At 37.1% G+C, this 21,379-nt stretch carries 21 protein-coding genes and 1 pseudogene; 16 read left to right on the top strand and 6 right to left on the bottom strand.

Features of this window, described 5'->3' with window-relative positions; translation table 11 throughout:
• Positions 1-11: 11 nt before the first annotated feature.
• From BV906_RS17555 to BV906_RS17620, 14 genes are all read left to right on the top strand, one after another.
• Positions 12-893, top strand: a complete 882-nt coding sequence (locus BV906_RS17555) for a metallophosphoesterase family protein (protein WP_087974925.1) — start codon at positions 12-14, stop codon at positions 891-893.
• Positions 874-2,271, top strand: a complete 1,398-nt coding sequence (locus BV906_RS17560) for an MATE family efflux transporter (RefSeq protein WP_087974926.1) — start codon at positions 874-876, stop codon at positions 2,269-2,271. Before BV906_RS17555 ends, BV906_RS17560 begins: the two co-directional genes overlap by 20 nt.
• A gap of 2 nt (positions 2,272-2,273) precedes the next feature.
• A complete protein-coding gene (hisJ, locus tag BV906_RS17565) occupies positions 2,274-3,101 on the top strand; it encodes a histidinol-phosphatase HisJ (RefSeq protein WP_087974927.1) in 828 nt (275 codons plus the stop codon).
• A 14-nt stretch (positions 3,102-3,115) separates the two neighbouring features.
• Positions 3,116-3,769: a YesL family protein gene (locus BV906_RS17570; RefSeq protein WP_176330403.1), complete on the top strand. Its 654-nt coding sequence runs from the start codon at positions 3,116-3,118 to the stop codon at positions 3,767-3,769.
• 76 nt (positions 3,770-3,845) lie between these two features.
• Positions 3,846-4,625 (top strand): DeoR/GlpR family DNA-binding transcription regulator, encoded by a 780-nt coding sequence (locus BV906_RS17575; RefSeq protein WP_087974929.1) that lies wholly within the window; start codon positions 3,846-3,848, stop codon positions 4,623-4,625.
• 1,055 nt (positions 4,626-5,680) lie between these two features.
• Positions 5,681-6,295 carry an alpha/beta hydrolase gene (locus BV906_RS17580; RefSeq protein WP_342744418.1) on the top strand — a complete coding sequence of 205 codons (615 nt, stop codon included), beginning with the start codon at positions 5,681-5,683 and terminating at the stop codon, positions 6,293-6,295.
• A gap of 41 nt (positions 6,296-6,336) precedes the next feature.
• Complete coding sequence (locus BV906_RS17585) at positions 6,337-7,245, top strand: LysR family transcriptional regulator (protein WP_087974930.1); 909 nt, start codon at positions 6,337-6,339, stop codon at positions 7,243-7,245.
• A gap of 135 nt (positions 7,246-7,380) precedes the next feature.
• Positions 7,381-8,163 carry an amino acid ABC transporter ATP-binding protein gene (locus tag BV906_RS17590; protein WP_087974931.1) on the top strand — a complete coding sequence of 261 codons (783 nt, stop codon included), beginning with the start codon at positions 7,381-7,383 and terminating at the stop codon, positions 8,161-8,163.
• A gap of 60 nt (positions 8,164-8,223) precedes the next feature.
• On the top strand, positions 8,224-8,895 hold the full coding sequence (locus tag BV906_RS17595) for an amino acid ABC transporter permease (protein ID WP_087975012.1): 672 nt from the start codon (positions 8,224-8,226) through the stop codon (positions 8,893-8,895).
• 29 nt (positions 8,896-8,924) lie between these two features.
• Positions 8,925-9,719: a transporter substrate-binding domain-containing protein gene (locus BV906_RS17600; protein ID WP_087974932.1), complete on the top strand. Its 795-nt coding sequence runs from the start codon at positions 8,925-8,927 to the stop codon at positions 9,717-9,719.
• 42 nt (positions 9,720-9,761) lie between these two features.
• Entirely contained in the window at positions 9,762-11,096 is a 1,335-nt protein-coding gene (locus tag BV906_RS17605; protein ID WP_087974933.1) for an LLM class flavin-dependent oxidoreductase, read from the top strand.
• A 19-nt stretch (positions 11,097-11,115) separates the two neighbouring features.
• Positions 11,116-11,373, top strand: a complete 258-nt coding sequence (locus tag BV906_RS17610; RefSeq protein ID WP_087974934.1) for a glutaredoxin family protein — start codon at positions 11,116-11,118, stop codon at positions 11,371-11,373.
• Between the two features lie 106 nt (positions 11,374-11,479).
• Positions 11,480-12,019, top strand: coding sequence for an NADPH-dependent FMN reductase (gene ssuE / locus BV906_RS17615; protein WP_087974935.1), 540 nt, complete (start codon positions 11,480-11,482; stop codon positions 12,017-12,019).
• A gap of 18 nt (positions 12,020-12,037) precedes the next feature.
• The gene (locus BV906_RS17620) at positions 12,038-13,183 is read left to right on the top strand and encodes an amidohydrolase (RefSeq protein ID WP_087974936.1); all 1,146 of its coding nucleotides are present in this window, start codon (positions 12,038-12,040) and stop codon (positions 13,181-13,183) included.
• Between the two features lie 186 nt (positions 13,184-13,369).
• Here the strand turns inward: BV906_RS17620 and BV906_RS17625 are convergent.
• The 3 genes and pseudogenes from BV906_RS17625 to BV906_RS17635 all read right to left on the bottom strand — a co-directional run bounded on the left by BV906_RS17625 (position 13,370) and on the right by BV906_RS17635 (position 15,921).
• Positions 13,370-13,919, bottom strand: a pseudogene (locus BV906_RS17625) (DUF4256 domain-containing protein).
• Positions 13,920-14,072: 153 nt separating this feature from the next.
• On the bottom strand, positions 14,073-15,026 hold the full coding sequence (gene uvsE / locus BV906_RS17630) for a UV DNA damage repair endonuclease UvsE (RefSeq protein WP_087974937.1): 954 nt from the start codon (positions 15,024-15,026) through the stop codon (positions 14,073-14,075).
• A gap of 208 nt (positions 15,027-15,234) precedes the next feature.
• Positions 15,235-15,921, bottom strand: coding sequence for a DUF421 domain-containing protein (locus BV906_RS17635; RefSeq protein ID WP_087974938.1), 687 nt, complete (start codon positions 15,919-15,921; stop codon positions 15,235-15,237).
• A 491-nt stretch (positions 15,922-16,412) separates the two neighbouring features.
• Between BV906_RS17635 and BV906_RS17640 the strand changes: the two genes are divergently transcribed.
• Entirely contained in the window at positions 16,413-17,831 is a 1,419-nt protein-coding gene (locus BV906_RS17640; RefSeq protein WP_087974939.1) for an MFS transporter, read from the top strand.
• A gap of 297 nt (positions 17,832-18,128) precedes the next feature.
• Positions 18,129-18,260, top strand: a complete 132-nt coding sequence (locus BV906_RS20085; protein WP_281254163.1) for a hypothetical protein — start codon at positions 18,129-18,131, stop codon at positions 18,258-18,260.
• Positions 18,261-18,346: 86 nt separating this feature from the next.
• On the opposite strand, the gene BV906_RS17645 is transcribed toward BV906_RS20085, so the two are convergent.
• Genes BV906_RS17645 through BV906_RS17655 form a run of 3 tightly spaced genes read right to left on the bottom strand, consistent with a single transcriptional unit; the run spans position 18,347 to position 21,018 of the window.
• The gene (locus BV906_RS17645) at positions 18,347-19,234 is read right to left on the bottom strand and encodes a glycine betaine ABC transporter substrate-binding protein (protein WP_087974940.1); all 888 of its coding nucleotides are present in this window, start codon (positions 19,232-19,234) and stop codon (positions 18,347-18,349) included.
• A 1-nt stretch (position 19,235) separates the two neighbouring features.
• Positions 19,236-19,889, bottom strand: coding sequence for an ABC transporter permease (locus tag BV906_RS17650; protein WP_087974941.1), 654 nt, complete (start codon positions 19,887-19,889; stop codon positions 19,236-19,238).
• On the bottom strand, positions 19,882-21,018 hold the full coding sequence (locus tag BV906_RS17655; RefSeq protein ID WP_087974942.1) for a betaine/proline/choline family ABC transporter ATP-binding protein: 1,137 nt from the start codon (positions 21,016-21,018) through the stop codon (positions 19,882-19,884). The genes BV906_RS17650 and BV906_RS17655 overlap by 8 nt, the downstream gene beginning before the upstream one ends.
• Between the last annotated feature and the right edge of the window lie 361 nt (positions 21,019-21,379).

The raw sequence follows: 21,379 nt of genomic DNA on the forward strand, positions 1-21,379 counted from the left end.
AGGTGAAAGTAATGAAACTAACATATCGAGAAGACGGCACATTTACTATTGTTCAATTGACAGATTTGCATATTGGATCCATTCCACATCATGAGGACGATGATAAGACATTCGCACTAATTGACAAAGCATTCGAGAAGCTTGATGCAGACCTCGTTGTGATTACGGGAGATTTAATTTGGAGTGATGGTGTACCGAATGCGGATAAAGTTTTCAAGGAATTATTACAGCGAATCAATTATCATGATATCCCAGTTGCAATTACATACGGAAATCATGACTCAGAAGATGAATTTACGAGAACTGACTTAAGGAAAATGGAAAGTGTATTGGATCATTTTATCGAAAAGAAAAACACATTTATTGTAGATGATCGAGAAAGTTATACTATTGAAATCTATGATCCATTTGGAGAAACGATTAAAAATGTATTGTATGTTATCGATTCGGGGGCTGATGCACCACTACCGATTGGTAATTATGACTGGGTTCACCCGGAACAAGTAAATTGGTTCCGCGAAGTTTCTAAGAAATATAAAAACATAGATGCTAGGCAGTCGGATTTAATCTTTATGCATATTCCACTCCCAGAATACTGGCAAGCATCTCAGAGTATTTCGTCAGGTGAATGCAATGAAACAAATGATACGATATCTGCACCATATATAAATACTGGGTTATTCGCATCCGCGGTTATGGATGGGCAAATTACTGGTGTGTTTGTTGGACATGACCATGATAATAACTTTGTTGGTGAGCATGTTGGTATTAAATTGGTATATGGTCAAGTTAGTGGCTACCAATGCTATGGTGATTTTGAGCGAGGTGCAAGGCTCATTCAATTGACAGTCGAGGGGATGGAGACGAAAACGATTGTTGAATCCGACTTCTGAGTTAATTACGGACAAAAATAAAGAAGCTACTTCCATACCCAAATTCAGCTTATTGTTTATCCCAATACTAATGGAACAATTTTTCAGCTTGTTGCTTGGCAATGTTGATGTACTCATGCTCAGTCAGTACAGTGATGAAGCCGTTGCAGCAGTTGGACTTTCCAATCAAATTCTTATGGTTGGCTTGATGATACTTGGGATTGTTTCATTAGGAAGCTCGATCCAGCTTATGCAATTAATCGGGTCACCAAGAAAATCGTATATCAAATCTATTATTCGACATTCTGTTTATTTAAATATAGTAATATCTATTGGTTTAGCTCTTATCTTTATTATCTTTGGCAGGACGCTTCTAACCTGGATACAAACACCAGCACAGCTGCTTGACGGTGCATATGTATATTTAATGATGGTTGGAATTAGTCTTGTTTTCCAATCACTGATCACAAGCATGAGTACAATATTCCGTTGTTTTACGTTTGTGAAAATTGTGATGGTCATCTCCATCGTTACAAATATCATTAACATTATCGGTAACTATATTGTTATTTTAACGCCAATGGAATTCCTTGGTACTGGGATTCAGGGTGTTGCCACATCAACGATCATTGCGCGTCTAATTGGAGCAATTTTATTTATAATTTATTTTATTCGGCTTTTACCAAATTATCTCTCATCATTTAACACAATGAAGCTGGAGAAGAGAACGATTCAGTCTATATTTAAACTAGGTTTTCCGTCAGCAATGGAGAATGTTTCCTATACGACTTCACAATTGATAATTACGGGGATTATTGCGATATTCGGAACAGCAATGGTCACTTCGAAAATATATACACAAAATATAACGGCAATCATCTTCACGGTCGCTGCATCCATATCACAGGCCAATCAACTCATCATTGGGCGTTATATTGGACTGGATTTAAAGAAGGAAGCTAAAGAAATAACAAATAAATTGATCTTCAAATCAGTTGGCATTGCTATTCTTACTGCAACGATGCTTGCCTTATCAAGCTCATTCATCATTCCGATTTTCACCGATAATCCCAACATCCAGGAAATGGTATTCATGTTAGTATGGATGGGTGTCCTGCTTGAGCCAGCGCGCATGGTAAACGAAATTATTATTGGTGCACTAAATACTGCCGGAGATGTGAAATTTCCAACGGTGGTGAGTATCCTGGTTACTTATTTGTTTACCGTACCGATGAGCTTTCTGATTGGTGTCTATTTTGGATACGGGCTTGTCGGAGTATGGATTGTATTTATTTTAGATGAGTGGATAAGAGCGATTATCTTGTATATTCGGTGGTCCAGTGAATCATGGAGGGACATTCATATTTTTGATAGCAATGAATTAGCAAAAGGAGAATAAACATGAAAAGAGACGGTCATACACATACAGAGTTTTGCCCTCATGGTTCTGGAGAGGAGGTTGAACTATTTATTTTAAAAGCAATTGAATTAGGTTTTACCGATTATAGTATAACGGAACATACACCACTTCCAAAAGGATTTAAGGATCAAGCATCCGGTGAAGAGGATGCGATTATTACCGCAGGAATGAATGCGGGGGATGTAGACTATTATCTTAAAAAAATGCATCAGTTAAAAAAGAAATACGCAAAAGAAATTAATATACATGTTGGCTTTGAGGTTGATTATATAACAGGGTTTGAAGATTATACAACTGATTTCTTGAATGAATATGGAAAACTCATAGATGATAGTATTCTGTCTTTACACTTTTTACAAGGAGCGGGTGGCTATCGTGTCATTGATTATAGCCCGGAGGATTATCAGAACGGAATGATCCATCATTATGGAACATTTCAAAAGGCACAGGAAAAATACTTTCAAACATTACTACAACTCGTCGACGCTGATTTAGGTATATATAAACCGAAGCGAGTAGGACATATTACGCTCTGTCAGAAATTCCAAACCTTTTATAAAGATGAGGAAACGCATTTATCAGCGGAGTCGATTGTATTAATCGATAATTTGTTAGAGAAGGTAAAGAAAAATGGGTATGAATTAGATTTTAATACGGCCGGGATGTTTAAGCCTTATTGTGGGGAACCATATCCACCGCTACAGATTATGAAAAAGGTGAAGGAAAGGGAGATCCCCTTTATTTATGGATCGGATTCGCACCATGTTACTGATGTAGGAAGAGGCTATCAAGCTTTTAAAACGTTATAGAAAGAGGAATGAGCATGCAGGATATAGGAAATAAGATAAATAATGCAGGGGAATGGGTGTATCGCCTACTCATATTAAATTTCCTTTGGGTCGGATTCACGCTGGTTGGTTTCGGTATATTGGGTATATTTCCAGCAACACATGCACTATTTGCAGTACTTCGTAAATTTCTTATGAAAAAAAGATCCGTCAAAATGACAAAGGATTTTATATATTACTATCGAAAGGATTTTTGTAAAAGTAATGCACTAGGGTATGTTATCGTACTGATTGCAGCAATTCTTTGGATCGATTTTCGCTATTTCATGTCGATTACTAGCTTTGGAATGTTCGTATTAGCGCATTTTATGCTTTTATTCTTTGTCTTTTCACTTCTATCGTTATTAATCCTATTTCCTATTTTTACACATTCTGAACTATCGTTTATGCAGTATGTAAAAAATGCATTGATTTATCCATTTACCCATCTTGGAACAATGATTTTACTTGCTGCCTCTCTCGGGTTGTATTATTTTATCGTAAACCAAGTACCTGGGTTCATTCCCTTTCTAGGAATTAGTTTTCCTTGCTTTGTGATTATGAAAATCATACTTCCAACCTTTCAGAAAAAGGAACGTAAAGTTAAAGGTTGGTTTAAAGGTCAAAATGATACGCGTATCTATTATTAGTAAAATGGTATGAGTATCTTGTAAGATTGTAATAGAATGTAAAGAAAAGACTAGTAAATAGGTGAGGGGGAGACGGGTGAATAAAGAAGAGCGGCATTTGCAAATTCTAAATCAATTAGAACTACAGGAGAAAATCTGGGTAGCTGATCTAGCAGAAGGACTAGATGTTACCCCTGAAACCATACGAAGAGACTTAGCAGAACTCGAAGTAAATGAGCAACTAACACGTATTCACGGTGGGGCAGTACCGTTTATCCAGACACAAAAGGAAATGGTATTCGAGAAAAAAATGTCTATACATATTGGCGAGAAGAAGCAAATTGCTAGAAGAGCTGCAGCACTTATTCAACATGGAGAAACAATAGCTATCGATGTTGGGACAACGACAGTGCATATTGCAGATATGCTAGACAATGTGCAAGGGTTAACTATTGTCACGAACTCGCTAAGTGCGGCTAGCCGATTTAATTTAGCGATTGAAGAACAGCGGATAACTGGTCAGGTTATCATGCTACCTGGTATCACAAATCCGTATCAAGCATCTGTGAAGGGCGCCTATACGGTTGAATTTTTGAAACGATTTAGTTTTAACCGTGCCTTTATTTCCTGTGGCGGCGTAACGAATTCCTCAATCTATGATTTCGATATGGATGAATCACTAGTCTCTGAAGCAATGATTCACTGCAGTCAAGAATCTATCCTGCTAACTGATGCATCAAAATTAGATAAGAAATCATTATTTGAAATAGGCCCCTTATCAAATATATCTAAAGTAATTTGTGATGAGGCTAAGCCGAGTCATTGGTATGGGAATGGGTATGAGTGGATGCAGTCGAATGAGGTGGGGATTGGATGAGGATAAAATATATGTGTACTAAGGAGATTTGTCAGCCGTACAAGTAGAAAGCATTAATGTAAGAGGGATCTTAATAGAAGTGAAGCTAACTTTAGAAACTCTCTAAGTTAGCTTTTTTAATTCCGTATTCAAGAATTGGAGAGTGATGACAAAGTGATTTCTAACACTAGTACTTGATTGCTTTTGGATGAATGTATTTAAACTATAATTTATAATAGCTCAACTTTCGCACCAATAAAATCGGTTCAAACAAGTAACTAGGGATAAACAAAGAATGTCTACTAATCTCCTAGCCAGAGTTAGGATAAACTACTAAATAACTTAAATTCTTGCATCCAATCCACAAAATAATTAAAAGTGACGTAACTGCTGGCTGGTTTCCAAATACGTCAGCTTTTGATGCTGTCCGGGATTACTCTGGCTGTTGCGCACTCTAGGGAACGGCCTAGAGCCCTAGCAACTATTGCATGCGTTAATAAGCTCTAACACTGGATTTACGCTCTACTAAAAAGCAAAACTACTTTCCAAGATATAGCCTAAAAATCATATCTAACTAAATATAGCAAAACATCCCAATTGCTTTTTTGAGGAAGGTTATTCGGCATGTACATTTTAAGTATATTATGAGAAATTTAATTTTTTTAGTAAAAATTATTGACAACTATTAGCTGGTTTAGCTTGTATCGAGCCACAAACTGGAGCGGAAATGGACCGCACAGAAACTGATGAGAGATTAATTACATCATCATGTGCCTCTCTGTCCCTCCGAAGTCAATCAAAAGATAGTAAAGGTGAATGAATGTCTTTTATCACAAAGAATAGACATATGTGTTTTATTTCTAAATCAATCCTTCAATAATACCAACTAATATGATATGATTAGTTAAAATTAATAAAAACGACCTAATTTATGAATTCATAGAGTTGAAAAAATATATAAGAGGAGAAGGTTTCATGCATAATTTTGTTGTTGTGAATGGTGCAGAAGAATTTTATAGCAAAAGTGGCCAGACAGGAATTTTAATTTCCCATGGCTTTATGGGAACGCCGCTACGGTGATTGCTCCAAGATTAGCAGGCCATGGCACACATTATCTTGATTTGGAGAAGCAAACGGCAAACGACTTCTTACTTTCTTTGGAAAGAGGTTACGAGCAGTTAAGTAAACAATGCTCAAAAATCTTTGTGCTTGGACAGTCCATGGGTGGTGAATTGGCACTTTGGCTTGCTAAGAAACATCAGGAAATTGCAGGTATCATTACTGTGAATCCAGCATTAACGCTTCCTTCCTATGAATATTTAAGGGGTAAAACTGAGCCGAGATTTATAGATGAAGGGGAGCCGGATATTAAGGCGGAAGGGGTTAAAGAGATAACGTATTCAAAAACTCCAATTCATGCAATCAATGAATTGCAGAAGGTGATGGATGCGACACCACTAATATTAAAGGATATTAATTGTCCGATTCTAGCTATTAAGTCGAGCGTGGACTATGTTGTGCCACCGTCAAATACAGATTATATGATAAAAAATATTGATTCAGAAGTGAAAGAAAGCATCGTGTTGATGAATTCCTATCATGTTGCATCCATGGACAATGATAAGGACCTTATTGTAAAAGGTTGTCATGATTTTATAAAGGATCGTGTTGAATTTAAAATAGCTCTATAGCTAAACAGGAATCGTACAACAAGAAGAAAGAGGAACATAACATGAACATCGAAAATATTCTAGCATTTGTATTGGTAAATCACTTTGGAAGCATTAATAAAGCATCAAAGGCTCTCTTCTTATCACAACCATCTGTCACATCGCGTATCAAGTCCCTTGAACGAGATCTTGATACCAAGCTTTTTGACCGGAATGGAAAGCAAATTATGGTAACGGATGAAGGGAGGGCTTTTTTGCCGTATGCAGAAACAATTATTCAATCCTATAAAAAAGGAAAAGAGATATTGAAGAAGAAAGCCTCCGAAAATGAATTTGTTATTGGTTGTACCGGCCTTGTCTCCAACTATTTAATTCCGGAAGTCATTCCTATTTTTAATGAAAGCTACCCGAATGTACAGATAAAACTTATCACGGCATCTAGCGATATAATTTTGCAGAAAGTATTAAATGGAGAAGTAGATATAGGACTGGCGCGGAGTCTATCCCATCCATTAGCAGAATCACAGCGCGTTTTTGAGAGTCCAATTCGATTGTTGGTTCAGCCTAATCATCGTTTTGCGAGTTTAGAAGAAATGGATTTGGAAGAATTAGCGACGGAACCTTTAGTTTTCTTTGAATGTGGTTCACTAGACTGGTCCATGGTTCACAACCTTTTTAAAAACCTTCGTCAATTACCAAATATTCAATACGAGGTAGATAACATGCAAGCGGCAAAAGAATTAATCATGAATAGGGCAGGAATCGGATTTTTGCCGGAAATTTGTGTGCGTCGTGAATTAAAAGAAGGAAAATTAGTTGCTATTGATCTACCTATACTATCCAACTTATCGTTAAAAACGAATAGTATTTATTACAAAAGCAAAAAGCCAATTTATTTCGATGATTTTTTTCGTATTGCACAACAAGAAGGTGAAAAAATCTATGATTATGCTTATAGAAAACTTCTATAAGTAAACACCTTAATATCTATAATACACCGTATTGTAGAGTGTTAGGCAGTGTGGTATACTAATAAATAACCTAAACCTGAGTAAACAACTAGGATTACCTAAAGATGGGATTTTTTAACAACTAGGGGGGATAGCATGATAAAGGTCAACAATTTAAGAAAAAGTTTTAATAACACAGTTGTGTTAAAGGATATTAGTTTTGAAGTGGCAGAAGGAGAAGTAGTTGCGATCATCGGTCCCTCTGGTTCTGGTAAATCTACTTTGCTTCGCTGTTTAAATTTCCTGGAAGAGCCCGATGCAGGAATGATTCAAATTGGCGATATGACAGTAGATGCTACGAAAACAAGAAAAAGTGAGATAAATCGAATACGAAAGCAAACGTCGATGGTTTTCCAACACTATAATCTATTTAAAAATAAAACAGCTTTAGAGAACGTCACACATTCCTTAATCGTTACGAAAAAAATGAAAAAGGAAAAGGCAGATGAAATAGGCCGGGATTTATTAAAACAAGTTGGAATGGATCATAAAGTAGATAGCTATCCCATAAAACTTTCAGGAGGACAGCAGCAGCGGGTTGGAATTGCAAGAGCGCTTGCCGTTTATCCACATGCTCTTCTCTTTGATGAACCAACATCTTCCCTTGACCCGGAATGGGTTGGAGAGGTTCTTCGCGTCATCTCGGGGATTGCTAATAGGGAGAAAACGATGATTATTGTTACGCATGAAATGGCCTTTGCACGGGATATAGCGGATAAGATCGTATTCATGGCAGATGGCGTTATCGTGGAAGAAGGTAGACCAGAAGATGTTTTTGATCATCCAAAAAATAAAAGAACAAAACAGTTCCTAAAGGATTATCACAAACAAATTGGAGCAATCTCACAAGAGGGAGAGCTGTTTTCAGTAAAAACGTGATTGATTGGAAACATAACAACAAGAGGTCAAAGGTGGAATTATAACGATGGCGGTGTTTTTATGAATTTTGATATTGGCTATATGATAGAAATTTTTCCAGAACTGCTGAAGTATATACCGATTACATTGTATCTAGCAATCGTTTCGATGGTATTTGCGGTGATTATTGGAGTCATTCTATCTCTTATTCTAGTAAATAAAGTACCAGTGTTCTACCAATTAGCAAAAGTGTTTATTTCGTTCTTTCGAGGGACACCCGTACTTGTACAATTATTGATGATTTATTTTGGATTACCCCAGTTATTCCCCATGCTGAATTCAATAGGGGCCGGGACTGCAGCGATCATTGCTTTTAGTTTAAATACGTCCGCATATCTTGCTGAAATCTTCCGTGCTGGACTTGTATCTGTTGACAAAGGTCAAGCAGAAGCAGCAATTACGGTTGGAATGACCTATCCACAAGCATTAAGAGGGATTATTCTGCCTCAGGCCATTCGTAATGCATTACCAGCAACAGGAAATATGTTTATTGGGTTAATAAAGAATTCATCTTTGGCCTTCACTATTGGGGTTACTGAATTATTGGCTCAAGGGAAATTGATGGCGAGTTCTTCGTTAAAGTTTTTCGAAGCATATCTTGCAGTAGGAATCATTTATTGGATTCTTACAATTCTATATAGTTGGATACAAGATTGGTATGAAAGAAAATTGAATAAACCATATAGTAAATAATTTTGATAGATCAACAAGGAGGATTACACATGAAGAAAATTGGTTTTATGATTTTAATGCTTCTATTACTCTTATTAGCGGCATGCGGTCAGAGTGCAAGTGGCGATCAAGCAGAGGGTGCATCGGAGGATAAGGTGATAAGAATTGGAGCTATGCCCGATGGGTATCCTCAGTATTTTAAAGAGGACGGGGAATTAAAAGGGTTTAGTGTAGATATATTTGAGGCAATATTTAAAGAAATTGGATATGAGGTGGAATGGGTACTAACGGATTGGACTGGTGTTCTCGCTAATATGCAGACAGGCAATGTGGATACGGTTGCCAATTTTGCTGTTACACCTGAAAGAGAAGAAGAATACAACTTTACAACCCCTTATTATCACTCAAAGGTAGTCATCGCTGTTGGGGAAAACAATGATTCCATGAAGTCCCTTGAAGATTTAGAGGGGAAACAAGTAGCAAACGTGATGGGAACAAACTACGAAAACGTATTACTGGAAGAATTTCCAAATAGTAATATTGAAGTTGTGAATTACGAAACACAAGATGTCATTTATAGTGATGTTGCTTCTGAGAAGATCGATGCTTTTGTATCTGGCAGAGAGATCTTACTCGCACAAATTCAAGATAAAGGAATCCCGTTAAAGATTATAGGGGAACAATTTGGTGAGAAACCAGTAGCATTACCATTCGCTAAAAATGAAGAAGGAGATCAGCTCATCCAAGAAGTAAATCAGGCAATTGATAAACTGACAGAAGATGGGACCATTAAAGAGATTTCTGAAAAATGGTATGGCATGGATGTAACAGATAGGGACTTATAAACAACTTAATAAAACATATGATGAGAAAGAAGTGTAGATATAATGGCGAAGAAGGATATCAAATTAGGAATTATGTTATTTGGACCTGGTTTCAATATGAATGCTTGGAAAGCAAAGGATGTACCAATTGATGGGAGCATTAATTTAGATCACTATATATCTGTAACGAAGAAAGCGGAAGATGCAGGATTTTCTTTTGCTTTTGTAGCTGACGGGTTACATATTAATGAAAAATCAATGCCACATTTCTTGAACCGTTTTGAACCATTAACATTGTTATCCGCACTAGCAACGGTGACATCAAAAATTGGTTTAGTCGGAACGGTATCGACAACTTATAGTGAACCATTTAATGTTGCACGGCAATTAGCTTCCTTAGATATCATTAGTGGTGGACGTGCTGGATGGAATGTGGTCACATCTCCTTTAGAAGGAAGTGCGTCGAACTTTAACAAAGGAAATCATCCGGACCATTCCTTACGATATGAAATGGCGGAAGAGTATATCGAAGTGGCACAAGGATTATGGGATTCTTGGGAGGAAGATGCCTTTGTCAGGAATCGTGAAACAGGGCAATTCTTCGATAAAAATAAAGTGCACACATTAGATCATGAAGGTCGCTTTTTCACAGCAAAAGGACCGTTAAATATTGCTCGTTCCAACCAGGGACAGCCGGTTATTTTCCAGGCAGGCGCATCGAAAACAGGCAGAAGTTTCGCAGCTAAATATGGAGAAGCAATTTTTGCTGACCCGGTTACACTAGAAAGTGCACAGGAGTACTATAAAGATGTCAAAGAGCAGGCTGTCGAACATGGACGGGATATGGACGACGTTGTTATATTACCAGCTTTTACACCAATTATTGGCGCAACGACGGACGAAGCAGAGGCAAAATATCAAGAAATTATGAATCTAGTAAGTGTGGAGGATGCTTTGAATTTCCTTGGACGTTACTTTGATCACTTTGATTTCAGTCAGTTTCCTGTTGATGAGCAATTTCCGGAAATTGGAGATGTCGGTAAGAACAGCTTTCAAGCGACAACAGATGATATTAAAAAAATGGCGAAAGAGGAGAACCTTACCTTACGCGAAGTGGCTTTACGTGTAACCACTCCAAAAGTGAAATTCTTTGGCACGTATGAACAGGTAGCAGACCAAATGATTGAATGGGTTGAAACCGATGCAGCAGATGGTTTTATGGTGAACATGCACGTTCTTGGTGATCAATATAATGATTTTATTCAGCACGTAATTCCGATTTTAGAAGAAAAAGGCTATTATAACCGAAATTTTGAAAGTAACACATTAAGAGGAAATCTAGGAATTCCATTTAAAGAAAACCGTTATGCTGTAAAAAAATCAGAACCAGTTAAATAAGAGAGAGGAAGTTATAAAAATGGCAAAAGACTTATCTGTAGTAGTATGGGCGAAACAAGGATGCAGTTATTGTGGGGATGTAAAAAACTATTTAGAAGAAAAAGAGATTCCTTATCAAACCATTGACGTAACGGAACATGATGATAGAAGAGATATTCTAGAAGCAAAATATGGCGTTCGTCATGTACCTGTAGTTGAAATTGGCCAAGGTAATAAATTCGAAGCAGTAACTGAAGTAGGGATTGAATACTTGGAAGCAGCATTGAATAGGCAGTAACCTGCTTTTTACCAAATAGAAATGATTCATATAGGAATTTAAGTCACTATCTGTCAAAAGCAGATAGTGATTATTATATAAAACAACACAGAAAGGAAATATGGCTATGAGTGATATTGTAATAATTTCAGGGAGTCCTTCTATATCCTCTAGATCAGAGCGAGTACTTCACTATCTCGGTTCAATTTTGGAGAAAGAGCATTTACCTGTTACCCATATCTCTGTAAAAGATGTCAATGCAGAAGATTTAATGTTTGGAAACTTTAATAGTTTAGATGTGAAACGAATTGCAAAAATAATAGAGAATGCTAGTGGTGTTATCGTCGGAACACCCGTATATAAAGCTGCTTATTCCGGTGTATTAAAGGCATTATTTGATATTCTTCCACAGGATATTTTACAAGATAAGCCTGTCTTGCCATTGATGACAGGTGGGAGTTCTTCTCATATGTTAGCATTAGAATATTCCTTGAAACCATTACTTGCATCTCTAAAAGGACAGAATTTAAAAGGTCTATATTTCTTAGATGAACATATCGATAAAACAGCAGAAAATCCAATAAGAGACGAAGAAACTCTCATCCGAACGAAAAAGCAATTATTTTATTTTATTGAAAAAGCGGAAAACAAAGTAAAAATTCTTTAATGGGAAAGGAAAATAGGAATGCATGTAACCGATGAACTTTTACATGATTTAATCGATAAACGCAGGTATTTACATGAACATCCAGAACTCGCCTTTAAAGAAGTAAATACAACTAAAAAGTTAAAAGATTGGTTGTCGGAAAACGATATTGCTGTTCTTCCTTATGATCTAGATACAGGGGTTATTGCAGAAATTAAAGGGGAAAAAGAAGGGCCAACGATTGCGATTCGCGCAGATATTGATGCCTTGCCAATCAAGGAAGAGGCCGCTGTTCCTTTTCCATCGAAAAACAATGGTGTCATGCACGCGTGTGGACATGATTTTCATACCGTGTCCGTTTTAGGAGCGGCCATTCTACTAAATAAACATAGGGATAGGTTATATGGGACAGTTCGAATCATTTTCCAACCAGCAGAGGAAATTGCCCAAGGCGCCAAATCATTAGTGGATAAAGGAGTTTTAGAAGGTGTCAAGGCTATTTTCGGGATGCATAATAAACCAGACTTACCTGTAGGAACAATCGGGGTTAAATCAGAAGGTTTAATGGCCAGTGTCGATAAATTTGACATTACCTTCAATGGAATTGGTGGTCATGCTGGGATACCACATCACACGATTGATCCAATTGTGATGGCAAGTCACTATGTCACAAGTGTCCAATCCATTGTTGCAAGAAGATTAGACTTGTTTCATAATGCGGTCGTTAGTATTACAAGTATTAACGGGGGGAACACATGGAATGTCATCCCAGACAAAGTCGTCCTTCAAGGAACGGTACGAACGTTTCAACCAGAAGCACGGGACGCAATTCCTAGGATGATGAAACAACTCGCCATTTCCATCGCAGAGGGCTATGGCGGAACCGTAGAATTCAAGTGGGACGCGTATTTGCCTGTTGTAAATAATGATCGGGCATATGAAGAAGTAATACAGAACACTGTAAAGGGACTAGAATATGAATTAGTAGACGCAGAACCAAGCGCTGCAGGGGAAGACTTTGCCTTCTATCAAACTTATATTCCTGGTTACTTCGTTTGGATGGGGGTTGACGGACCAAACGAATGGCACCACCCAGAATATGACTTGAATGAAGACGCGATAAAAGTGGCAGTTGCTTTTTTTGCCACACTTGCTGTGAATGCGCTTGAGCAAGAAGCAGAATAGTTGGGGTGCCCCAAGTATTAACGCGCTTTAGAGTACTAGGGGACTGACGCCTTATCAAAGAAGCTATTGCTTACAATGGATTCTACAGTTTTTATGAAAAGGATTTTCCATAAAAAAGATTGATCATTTCAGTACTACTTATTCTAAATCCTGTCCCAGGTAATCCGTTTTCAAATTCAAATTTAGCTATCCGTGCAAAATTCGCACCCTTAGCGAGCTACGGAATCCTCTGGAACCATAGTAAGAGGTAGCACCGTTGTGATACAAGAAGACATGGCCGTAGCGATAATCGCAAAAAAGGTTCTCTAATATCAGAAGGTGTTTGCACCCATGCCGATGTTTTCATGTCGAAAGTTTCAAGCTCCTGCAACGCCAGGTACTGCTCTTCCGTTAAAATCTCTATACCCATGTCGGTTGCCATATCAATCGCATTGTTTTCTGGTTTATGTTTTTACCTAGACTCCAGCGCCGCACGGTCGTAACAAACACTTCTGCGACCTTTGGGACTTTCCGTTGAACAATCATAAAATATGTATTCGTTCTTCTCTTTATCATGATCAACAACATCCGGCTCACCTCCAGTTCTTTCCATCTCTTTAAGTGACCACACTTTTTCAGGATTAGCATCGGGCTTTGCTTGGACCTTCTCCCAAATAAGAGCTTCATGGTGGTTCATATTTTTCTTGAAATGGGCTTTCAATGTTTCTAGTAATTCTTCACGTTGTTCTGGTGACAACTCCTTTGATTGCTGTTTGTCATGTTATTTTCCCCCTGTTGTTTTACCATCATGGTTTTATAATAAATTGTTTAAATAATCGTGTGAATTCAGTTTACATTAAAATATCGGATTAACATAAGTTTAGCAGAAGGCGTCTTTTGTTCTCCGCGCTTACCATTCCACAGCTGAACCAGAAATCCGTTTGACTCCCCGAATGGCAGCTACTTCCTCTACAAGTCTTTGCATAGCAAGGTTCTTCTGTTTTGCTTCAATCATGATGTCAAAGTCCTGATCAAGTTCCTTTGCCATCTTTAAGAAGGGGAGGACAAAGTCTAAAGAGACAAAATCAGCATGGGAACGATAGGCTTGATCTGATTTTGGCGAAGAAATATGGACTTTCGGTACCATATTAAAGTGATTCCAAGTCTTAAATATACGGTCTAGGTATTGAGGGAGGTCATTATCCCCTTTATTCGCCATATGGTGATGAAAATCGAGTATCATTGGAATGTTTTCCTTTTCGCAAGTATAGAGTGTTTCCTGAATATCATACGTTTTATCATCGTTTTCTAGAGTCATACGCTTTTTAATTTCTTTTGGCAATTTCTTAAGATTTTTATGGAAACGATGTAATGCCTTATTTTTATCCCCATAGGCACCACCAATATGAATATTAATTAATCCTGTATCGAGAGCATCCATTGCTTGGAGCATCTTATAATGGTATTCCATATCTTTCACTGCATTTAATGTTACTTCTTCTCTTTGGCTTGTGAACAGTGTAAATTGATTTGGGTGGAAGCTTACTCTGAGCTTAAATATCCTTACAAGTCTCCCAATTTCTTCCCATTCGTTTTTGAATGGAGTGACGAAATCCCACATAACTTCCGGATGGGTTGCTAAAGGGACAAGTGAGCTTGAAAGGCGATATAATTCTATTTCATGCGCGATATTATAATGCAAAATTCGCTTCGTATGATGTAAATTTTGTGCCGTTATAGATTTCAACTTGTCCATTCGCTCGTTTTTAGGAAGCGCTGAATAGCGCGTGAAAGTTAACGTTTTTGATGGGCTTGCATCCCATAATCCTAGCGCATTTGCTACATAGCCGAAGCGGATCTTCATCTAGTTGCCCCCCTCGTATAATAAGTTTTAGAGATTGAATTCTGATATATTAAAAGCATTTTAACATGAAGGAAAGAGTGTATCTTCATTTCCACCCTTTTTTTCACCATTGTTATGATCCTTAGCTAACCTAATTTGCACAACTCAAAAGAATCTATTTAACATGTTTTTTACATTTCACCTATTTTTTATCTTAGTAGGTATTATATTATTTATGGTAAGGTATGATATAAATACCATCATTATTTATCCAGTCTGCATAAAGTACTTCTTCGCTACTATTTACTCCATTTGTTGCGAGTTGAGAGCTTAGCCATGTTTCATTAAAACCCAACGCTTTTATGTTATCTTCTAAAATTTCTCCATCTATAATTAATGTTGAACTAAGATAAGTAGGCTGTTCAGGCAATTGCAAATCTTTATTTGTAACCTTTTGATACTTAGACTTTTTTAGTATGCTTATAGAGCCATTTGATTCTAGGATGGCAAAGGCAACTTCACGGACAGAAAAAATTTCACTTTGTCTAAGTAAGCTTAATAATTGATTAATATTCATTCGGTTCTTTTTCAACTGATTTCTGTCAATCTTACCATCACGAATAATAATAGAAGGATTTCCTTCTAGAAAAGCACGGAATCCTTTATATTTAAGTAGTATTTTTTCCATCAGGATCATTAAGATTCCCCAAAGAAATACAGTATAGATAATATAAAAGAGAGTAACCCTTTCTTCGTATATACCATTTCCTAAAAGTTCAGATAAAACAATTGCTGAGATGAAATCAAAAGGTGTCAATTGGTTTATTGTTGTTTTTCCTAATATCTTCGTAATAAAAAAGAGTAAAAAAAAGCCGAGGATTACTTTTAAAGATATATCCATCAAACTTAGTTCCATACGATAACCTCCACTTTAACAAATAAAATATTTAGCACAGTTTTATTACTAGCTTTGTCTAACTACTGAGTTTTTAATCAATTGGTTAGCTTTGGAGGGTTTAGCGGGATGGTGCCTAACACCAAGTGTAGTAAAGTATTAACGTATTAGAGGAATGGGGGAATGATTTAATATCCTGGAGGTGATCTCTTTTTTATTCTTCTATAAATAGACAACGTACGTTGAGTTAGAAATCTATTTTTATATATTCTTTGAGAGCATTTTAACATGAAGGGAAGAGTCGTATATAATATTTTATTTTCTGCAAGAATCCATTTATGTATACAGAATTTGTGAATACCTCGGGACATTGGGAGAGGTACACTGTCCATTACTTTATATATACTCAACCTCCTTACCTATATTACGTCAATCTGGGACAATGAACCTGACCCACTGTACCTTGAAAATCTGCAATACCCGCTGTTGAAATGAAAATAGGAGGCAATAAAATGATTAGTCAGGCTCAGAAAGAAATAGAACCGGGTTACGGAAATAATACTGCGAAATCAGTAAAGCCTTTTGGTATAAGGGATAAATTAGGTTATTTATTTGGAGATTTTGGGAGCAGTTTATTCTTTATGTTGGTAAATACGTACTTAATGATTTATTACACGGATATCTTACATATTAGTGCTGCAATGGTTGGTATATTATTTTTAATTGTAAATATTTGGAATGCCTGTGTCGATGTACTATGGGGGCGCTTTCTTGACTCAAGGAGAAATACAAACAAAAGCAAATTCATCTCGTGGATATTCCGTATGTCATTTCCGCTTGCCATTGCAGGGGTCCTCATTTTTGTGAAAATTCCTGGAATGCCGGATGGATTCTATGTTGGATGGTCAGTTGTCATGTATATTCTGTGGGGAACTTTATATTCTACCGTGAATATTCCTTACGGTTCCATGGCATCCGTTATTACGAATGATCCAGTAGAGCGCACATCACTATCCACTTGGAGAACGATGGGTTCGTCGATGGCCATGTTAATTATTAGTGTTGGCGGACCACTCATTTTATTTGAAAATAATATAGCAAGTGCGAACCGCTTTTTGTTGACGGCAATTATATTTGGATTCTTGTCTCTAGCATTTCTTCAAACTTGTGTCAGGTTATCAACGGAGCGAATTACCGTACCTAAGATGGAAAAGAAAACAGGTGATTTAAAACGAACTGTCATAGCGCTTATAAAAAACAAATCTCTCCTGTGGTTGTTACTTGTCTCACTAATTTCTATGACGACGATGATGATGATTGGCGTTGTAAACATTTATTTGTTTAAAAATTACTTTGGTACAACGGTTGCATTAAGTATTGTTGGATTTATTCAAACTGCTACCGTATTTATTGCAATACCAATCATTACCCCTGCAGTTATGAGGTTTGGGAAAAAAGAGATAGGTTCAGCGGGACTACTCATCGCATCTGTTGCCTATTTACTTTTATACCTTTTACCGGATGTCTCCGTAACTTTGTTTGTCATGTTAACCGCAGTAGGTATGTTTGGAATGAACTTATTCAATATCATCACTTGGGCATTTGTAACAGATGTTGCAGATTATCATGAGTATATTACCGGAATGAGGGAAGATGGGACCGTTTATTCGATCTACTCCTTTTCACGAAAAATCGGTCAAGCACTCGCCGGCGGACTTGCCGGATTTGCCATAACGGTAGTAGGATACGATGCAACGAGGGGGACACAGTCGCGTGTTGTACTGGATGGCATTTATTCACTTGCCACCTTGGTACCAGGGGTATTGTTTTTAGTAGGATTTTTAGTCCTAGCAATTTTTTATCCGCTAAATAAAAGACGGACGAATCAACTTGTGGATGATCTTGCTAAAAGTAGAAAGGCAAATACATAGCTTGTTGAACATCCTCTTTTAATTACTTTATTGCAGGCATTAAAATGAAAGAGTTGTGAGGAGAATAGAGTGGGTGGAGTCTATCATTACAGTGGATACTCATTATAGATTAACTGGAATACGAACAGAAAAGGAATATGTTTGATAATATTTATTAGTCACTCTAATGCAAAATTAGAAGTAACAGTTGATGAAATTTGTATTTTAAGAAATTAAATAGAAGGATTGAAATGGAAAAATACAATACTATTAAGCAGTAATTGATAAAACAATAGTTTAAATGCAAGAAATAAGTTATTGACATATGGGTATACGGAATTAGGTACATTGTTATTAAATACAATTGGTGTAGGTATTAAAACATCTGATCTTGGTGGGAAATCAACTACCATGGATAGTATTGTAAAGAGGGTTTTAGAAAGAGAATAGCTTTGAGGATTTTCAGAAATTAATAAATAGGTTTACAAAAATTGTAAACCTATTTAAATTATTTCCTCTGTGTATCCGGTACAATACTACTCAATCAAGCCTGCTTCTTGTAAAAATTCCTTTGCTACTAAATCAACCATCATGCCTTCATTATCAACTTTGGCATTCATGGCTTGCATTGCTGATTCGTCAATTTTACCTTCTAGTTGCTGCATTACTTCTTCCAATTCAGGATGTTTTTTAAGTGTTTCTTCTCGTACTAGAGGAAGCGCATGATAAGGAGGGAAGTAAGACCGATCATCTTCAAGCACTCTTAGATCATATATCTGTAATTGGCCATCTGTTGTGTAGGAGTTGATTACATCCACTTCACCACTATCAATGGCACGATACATCATCCCATGATCCATTCCCTTTACGTCTTTAAATTCTAGATTATACTCTTCTTTAAAGCCTGGCAAACCATCCGGACGATCAATAAACTCGAATACCGCTCCAAGTGTATATTGATCGGCTACTTCGGCAAAGTCACTGAATGTTTCTACACCAAGTTTCTCTGCTTCTGCTTCATCAAATGCCAGTGTGTACGTGTTATTAAAACCGAATGTACCAAACGCTCTAATACCATCCTCTGCAACAAGTTCCTTCGTTTTCGCTAAGGTTTCTTCTGCAGTTCCGGGAGATTCACCGTAATACGTTATCACAATCGTACCAGTATAGTCAGGTATAATCTGAATACTGCCATTCATCATTGCATTCCAAACGACATTAGATCCACCAAGATTTTCCCTGTATTGTACATCTATGTCTGTTTTTTCTTCAATTAATTGGCCTATAATGTTTGATAAAATGATACTTTCCGTATTATTTCTTGAACCTACGGTAACTGCATCTTCTGTATTTAAAATGCATCCGGCTAATGGAATAACACTAATAAAAATGATAATAAGTAAAAGTGATTTTTTCTTATTCATACTATTTCAACCCTTCTGGAGTAGACCAACGTTCAAACTTGTTGAAAGAAAACTCAAGTATAATAGCTAATATAGCAGCAGGAATAGCTCCTAAGAATATTAAGCCATCTATTCCCCGGGTAATACCTAAGAAAATAAAGTCTCCTAGTCCACCAGCACCTATAAAGGCTGCTAATGTCGCATTTCCCACATTAATAACTGCAGCTGTACGGATCCCAGCCATTATAATAGGGACGGACAAAGGAAGCTCAACCTTGAATAATATCATCTTGCTTGTCATTCCCATTCCCTTAGCGGCTTCCAAGGTTGCCTTATCTACATCTTTAATACCTGTATATGTGTTCCGAACAATCGGTAAAAGTGAATATAAAAATAATGCAGCAATCCCAGTTTTTACACCTATACCAAAAATAGGAATCATAAACCCGAGTACTGCTAAACTAGGAATGGTTTGCATAATTCCTGTACCGCCCAATACTACAGGGACTAGTGATGGCACACGTGTAATAAGAATACCCAAGAATACACCGAGTATAACTGCCATCACCATAGAGAAAAACACAAGTTGTATATGAACAAATGTCGCCTCAAGCACCTCTGGCCAACGCATTTGTGTTTGTGTAACAATTTCTTCCCATAAGCTTAAGTTATTCATCCGATTCTGCCTCCAATTCCGTCCATTGACTGGACAATGCGGATAGCAATGTTCCACGAGTTACTAATCCAATTACCTTATTGGCTTCATCTACGACTGGAACGATTCCTTGTGATGCTGTCTCCATCATAATAATGGCATCTTTAGCACTTTGTGAACCTGTAAGAAATGGTTCAGATGTTAGCATAATTTCTTCAATAGACTTAATTTCATCCATTTTCTTGATTAATTCATATGCAGATACGATTCCCAACATTTTGTCCTTCTCGTCAACGACAATTAACATCGTTTTTCTTTGCTTGCGCATCATTGCAAGGGATTTTTCAGGAGAACGACTTGGAAGTGCTGTTAAAACCTTTTCCGCCATGACATCTTGAACTGACATAAGCTCAGGATTTTGTAAGATACGATGCTTACCGATGAATTCTTCGACGAAGCCAAACGCAGGTTCATGTAGTAATTTTTCTGGGGTATCAAGCTGAACTAAATTGCCATCTTTCATAATAGCAATTCGATCACCGAGCTTTAATGCTTCATCCATATCATGAGTAACAAAAACAATTGTCTTCTTAAGTTTTTGCTGTAAGGAAATTAATTCCCCTTGTAATTGCTCCCTTGTAATTGGATCTAATGCACCAAATGGTTCATCCATCAAGATAATGCTTGGATTAGAAGCAAGAGCTCTTGCGACGCCAACCCGCTGTTGCTGTCCACCTGATAATTCTTTAGGATATCTGTTGCTAAATACCTCTGGGTCAAGGTCCACCATCTCCAGTAGCTCTTTCACTCTCGCTTTGATATCCTGTTCATCCCACCCTTTAAGTTGGGGAACAATCGCGATATTCTTTGCAATTGTATAATGGGGGAAGAGACCAATTTGTTGAATTACATATCCAATATCACGTCGCAATTCTGCGGCATTTAACTTCGTAACATCCTTCCCGTTAATAGAAATAGTTCCTGTTGTGTGCGGAATCATCCTATTAATCATTTTCATTGTTGTTGATTTTCCAGATCCACTGGGCCCGATGAGTACAACAAGCTCTCCTTCAGGAATTTCAAAACTGACAGAATCTACTGCTTTGAATCCGTCCTTATACACTTTGCTTACATTCTCGAATTTTAGCATGTTTACCTCCTAGTTTTTGGCTTCACAAAAAAAAGCTCCCATATGCATATATTATGCGCAGGGAACCCTTTGCTTACTACAAAAGGTTTATGTGAAATAATGATTCCAACTATTAATTGTACATGTTGTTAGAGTTTGATACAATGTTCAGAAAATTCCTTATAGCCTTATATTATCCTGCATTTGTACATATATGGCATAAGATAGCTATATATGTAATAGATCCGCTCCCTGTCTTGTGTTTCCTATTGTTTCCTGCAAGTTAGGTGGGTGTCTCTACGAAATGCGAATCTTATTAAGGGAATAACTAGTCAATTTTGCTGAAAAATACAAAAGTATCCTTTGAAATATGTTTTAATTA

It is taken from the genome of Oceanobacillus rekensis, from assembly GCF_002153375.1.
Taxonomy (GTDB): Bacteria; Bacillota; Bacilli; order Bacillales; family Amphibacillaceae; genus Oceanobacillus; species Oceanobacillus rekensis.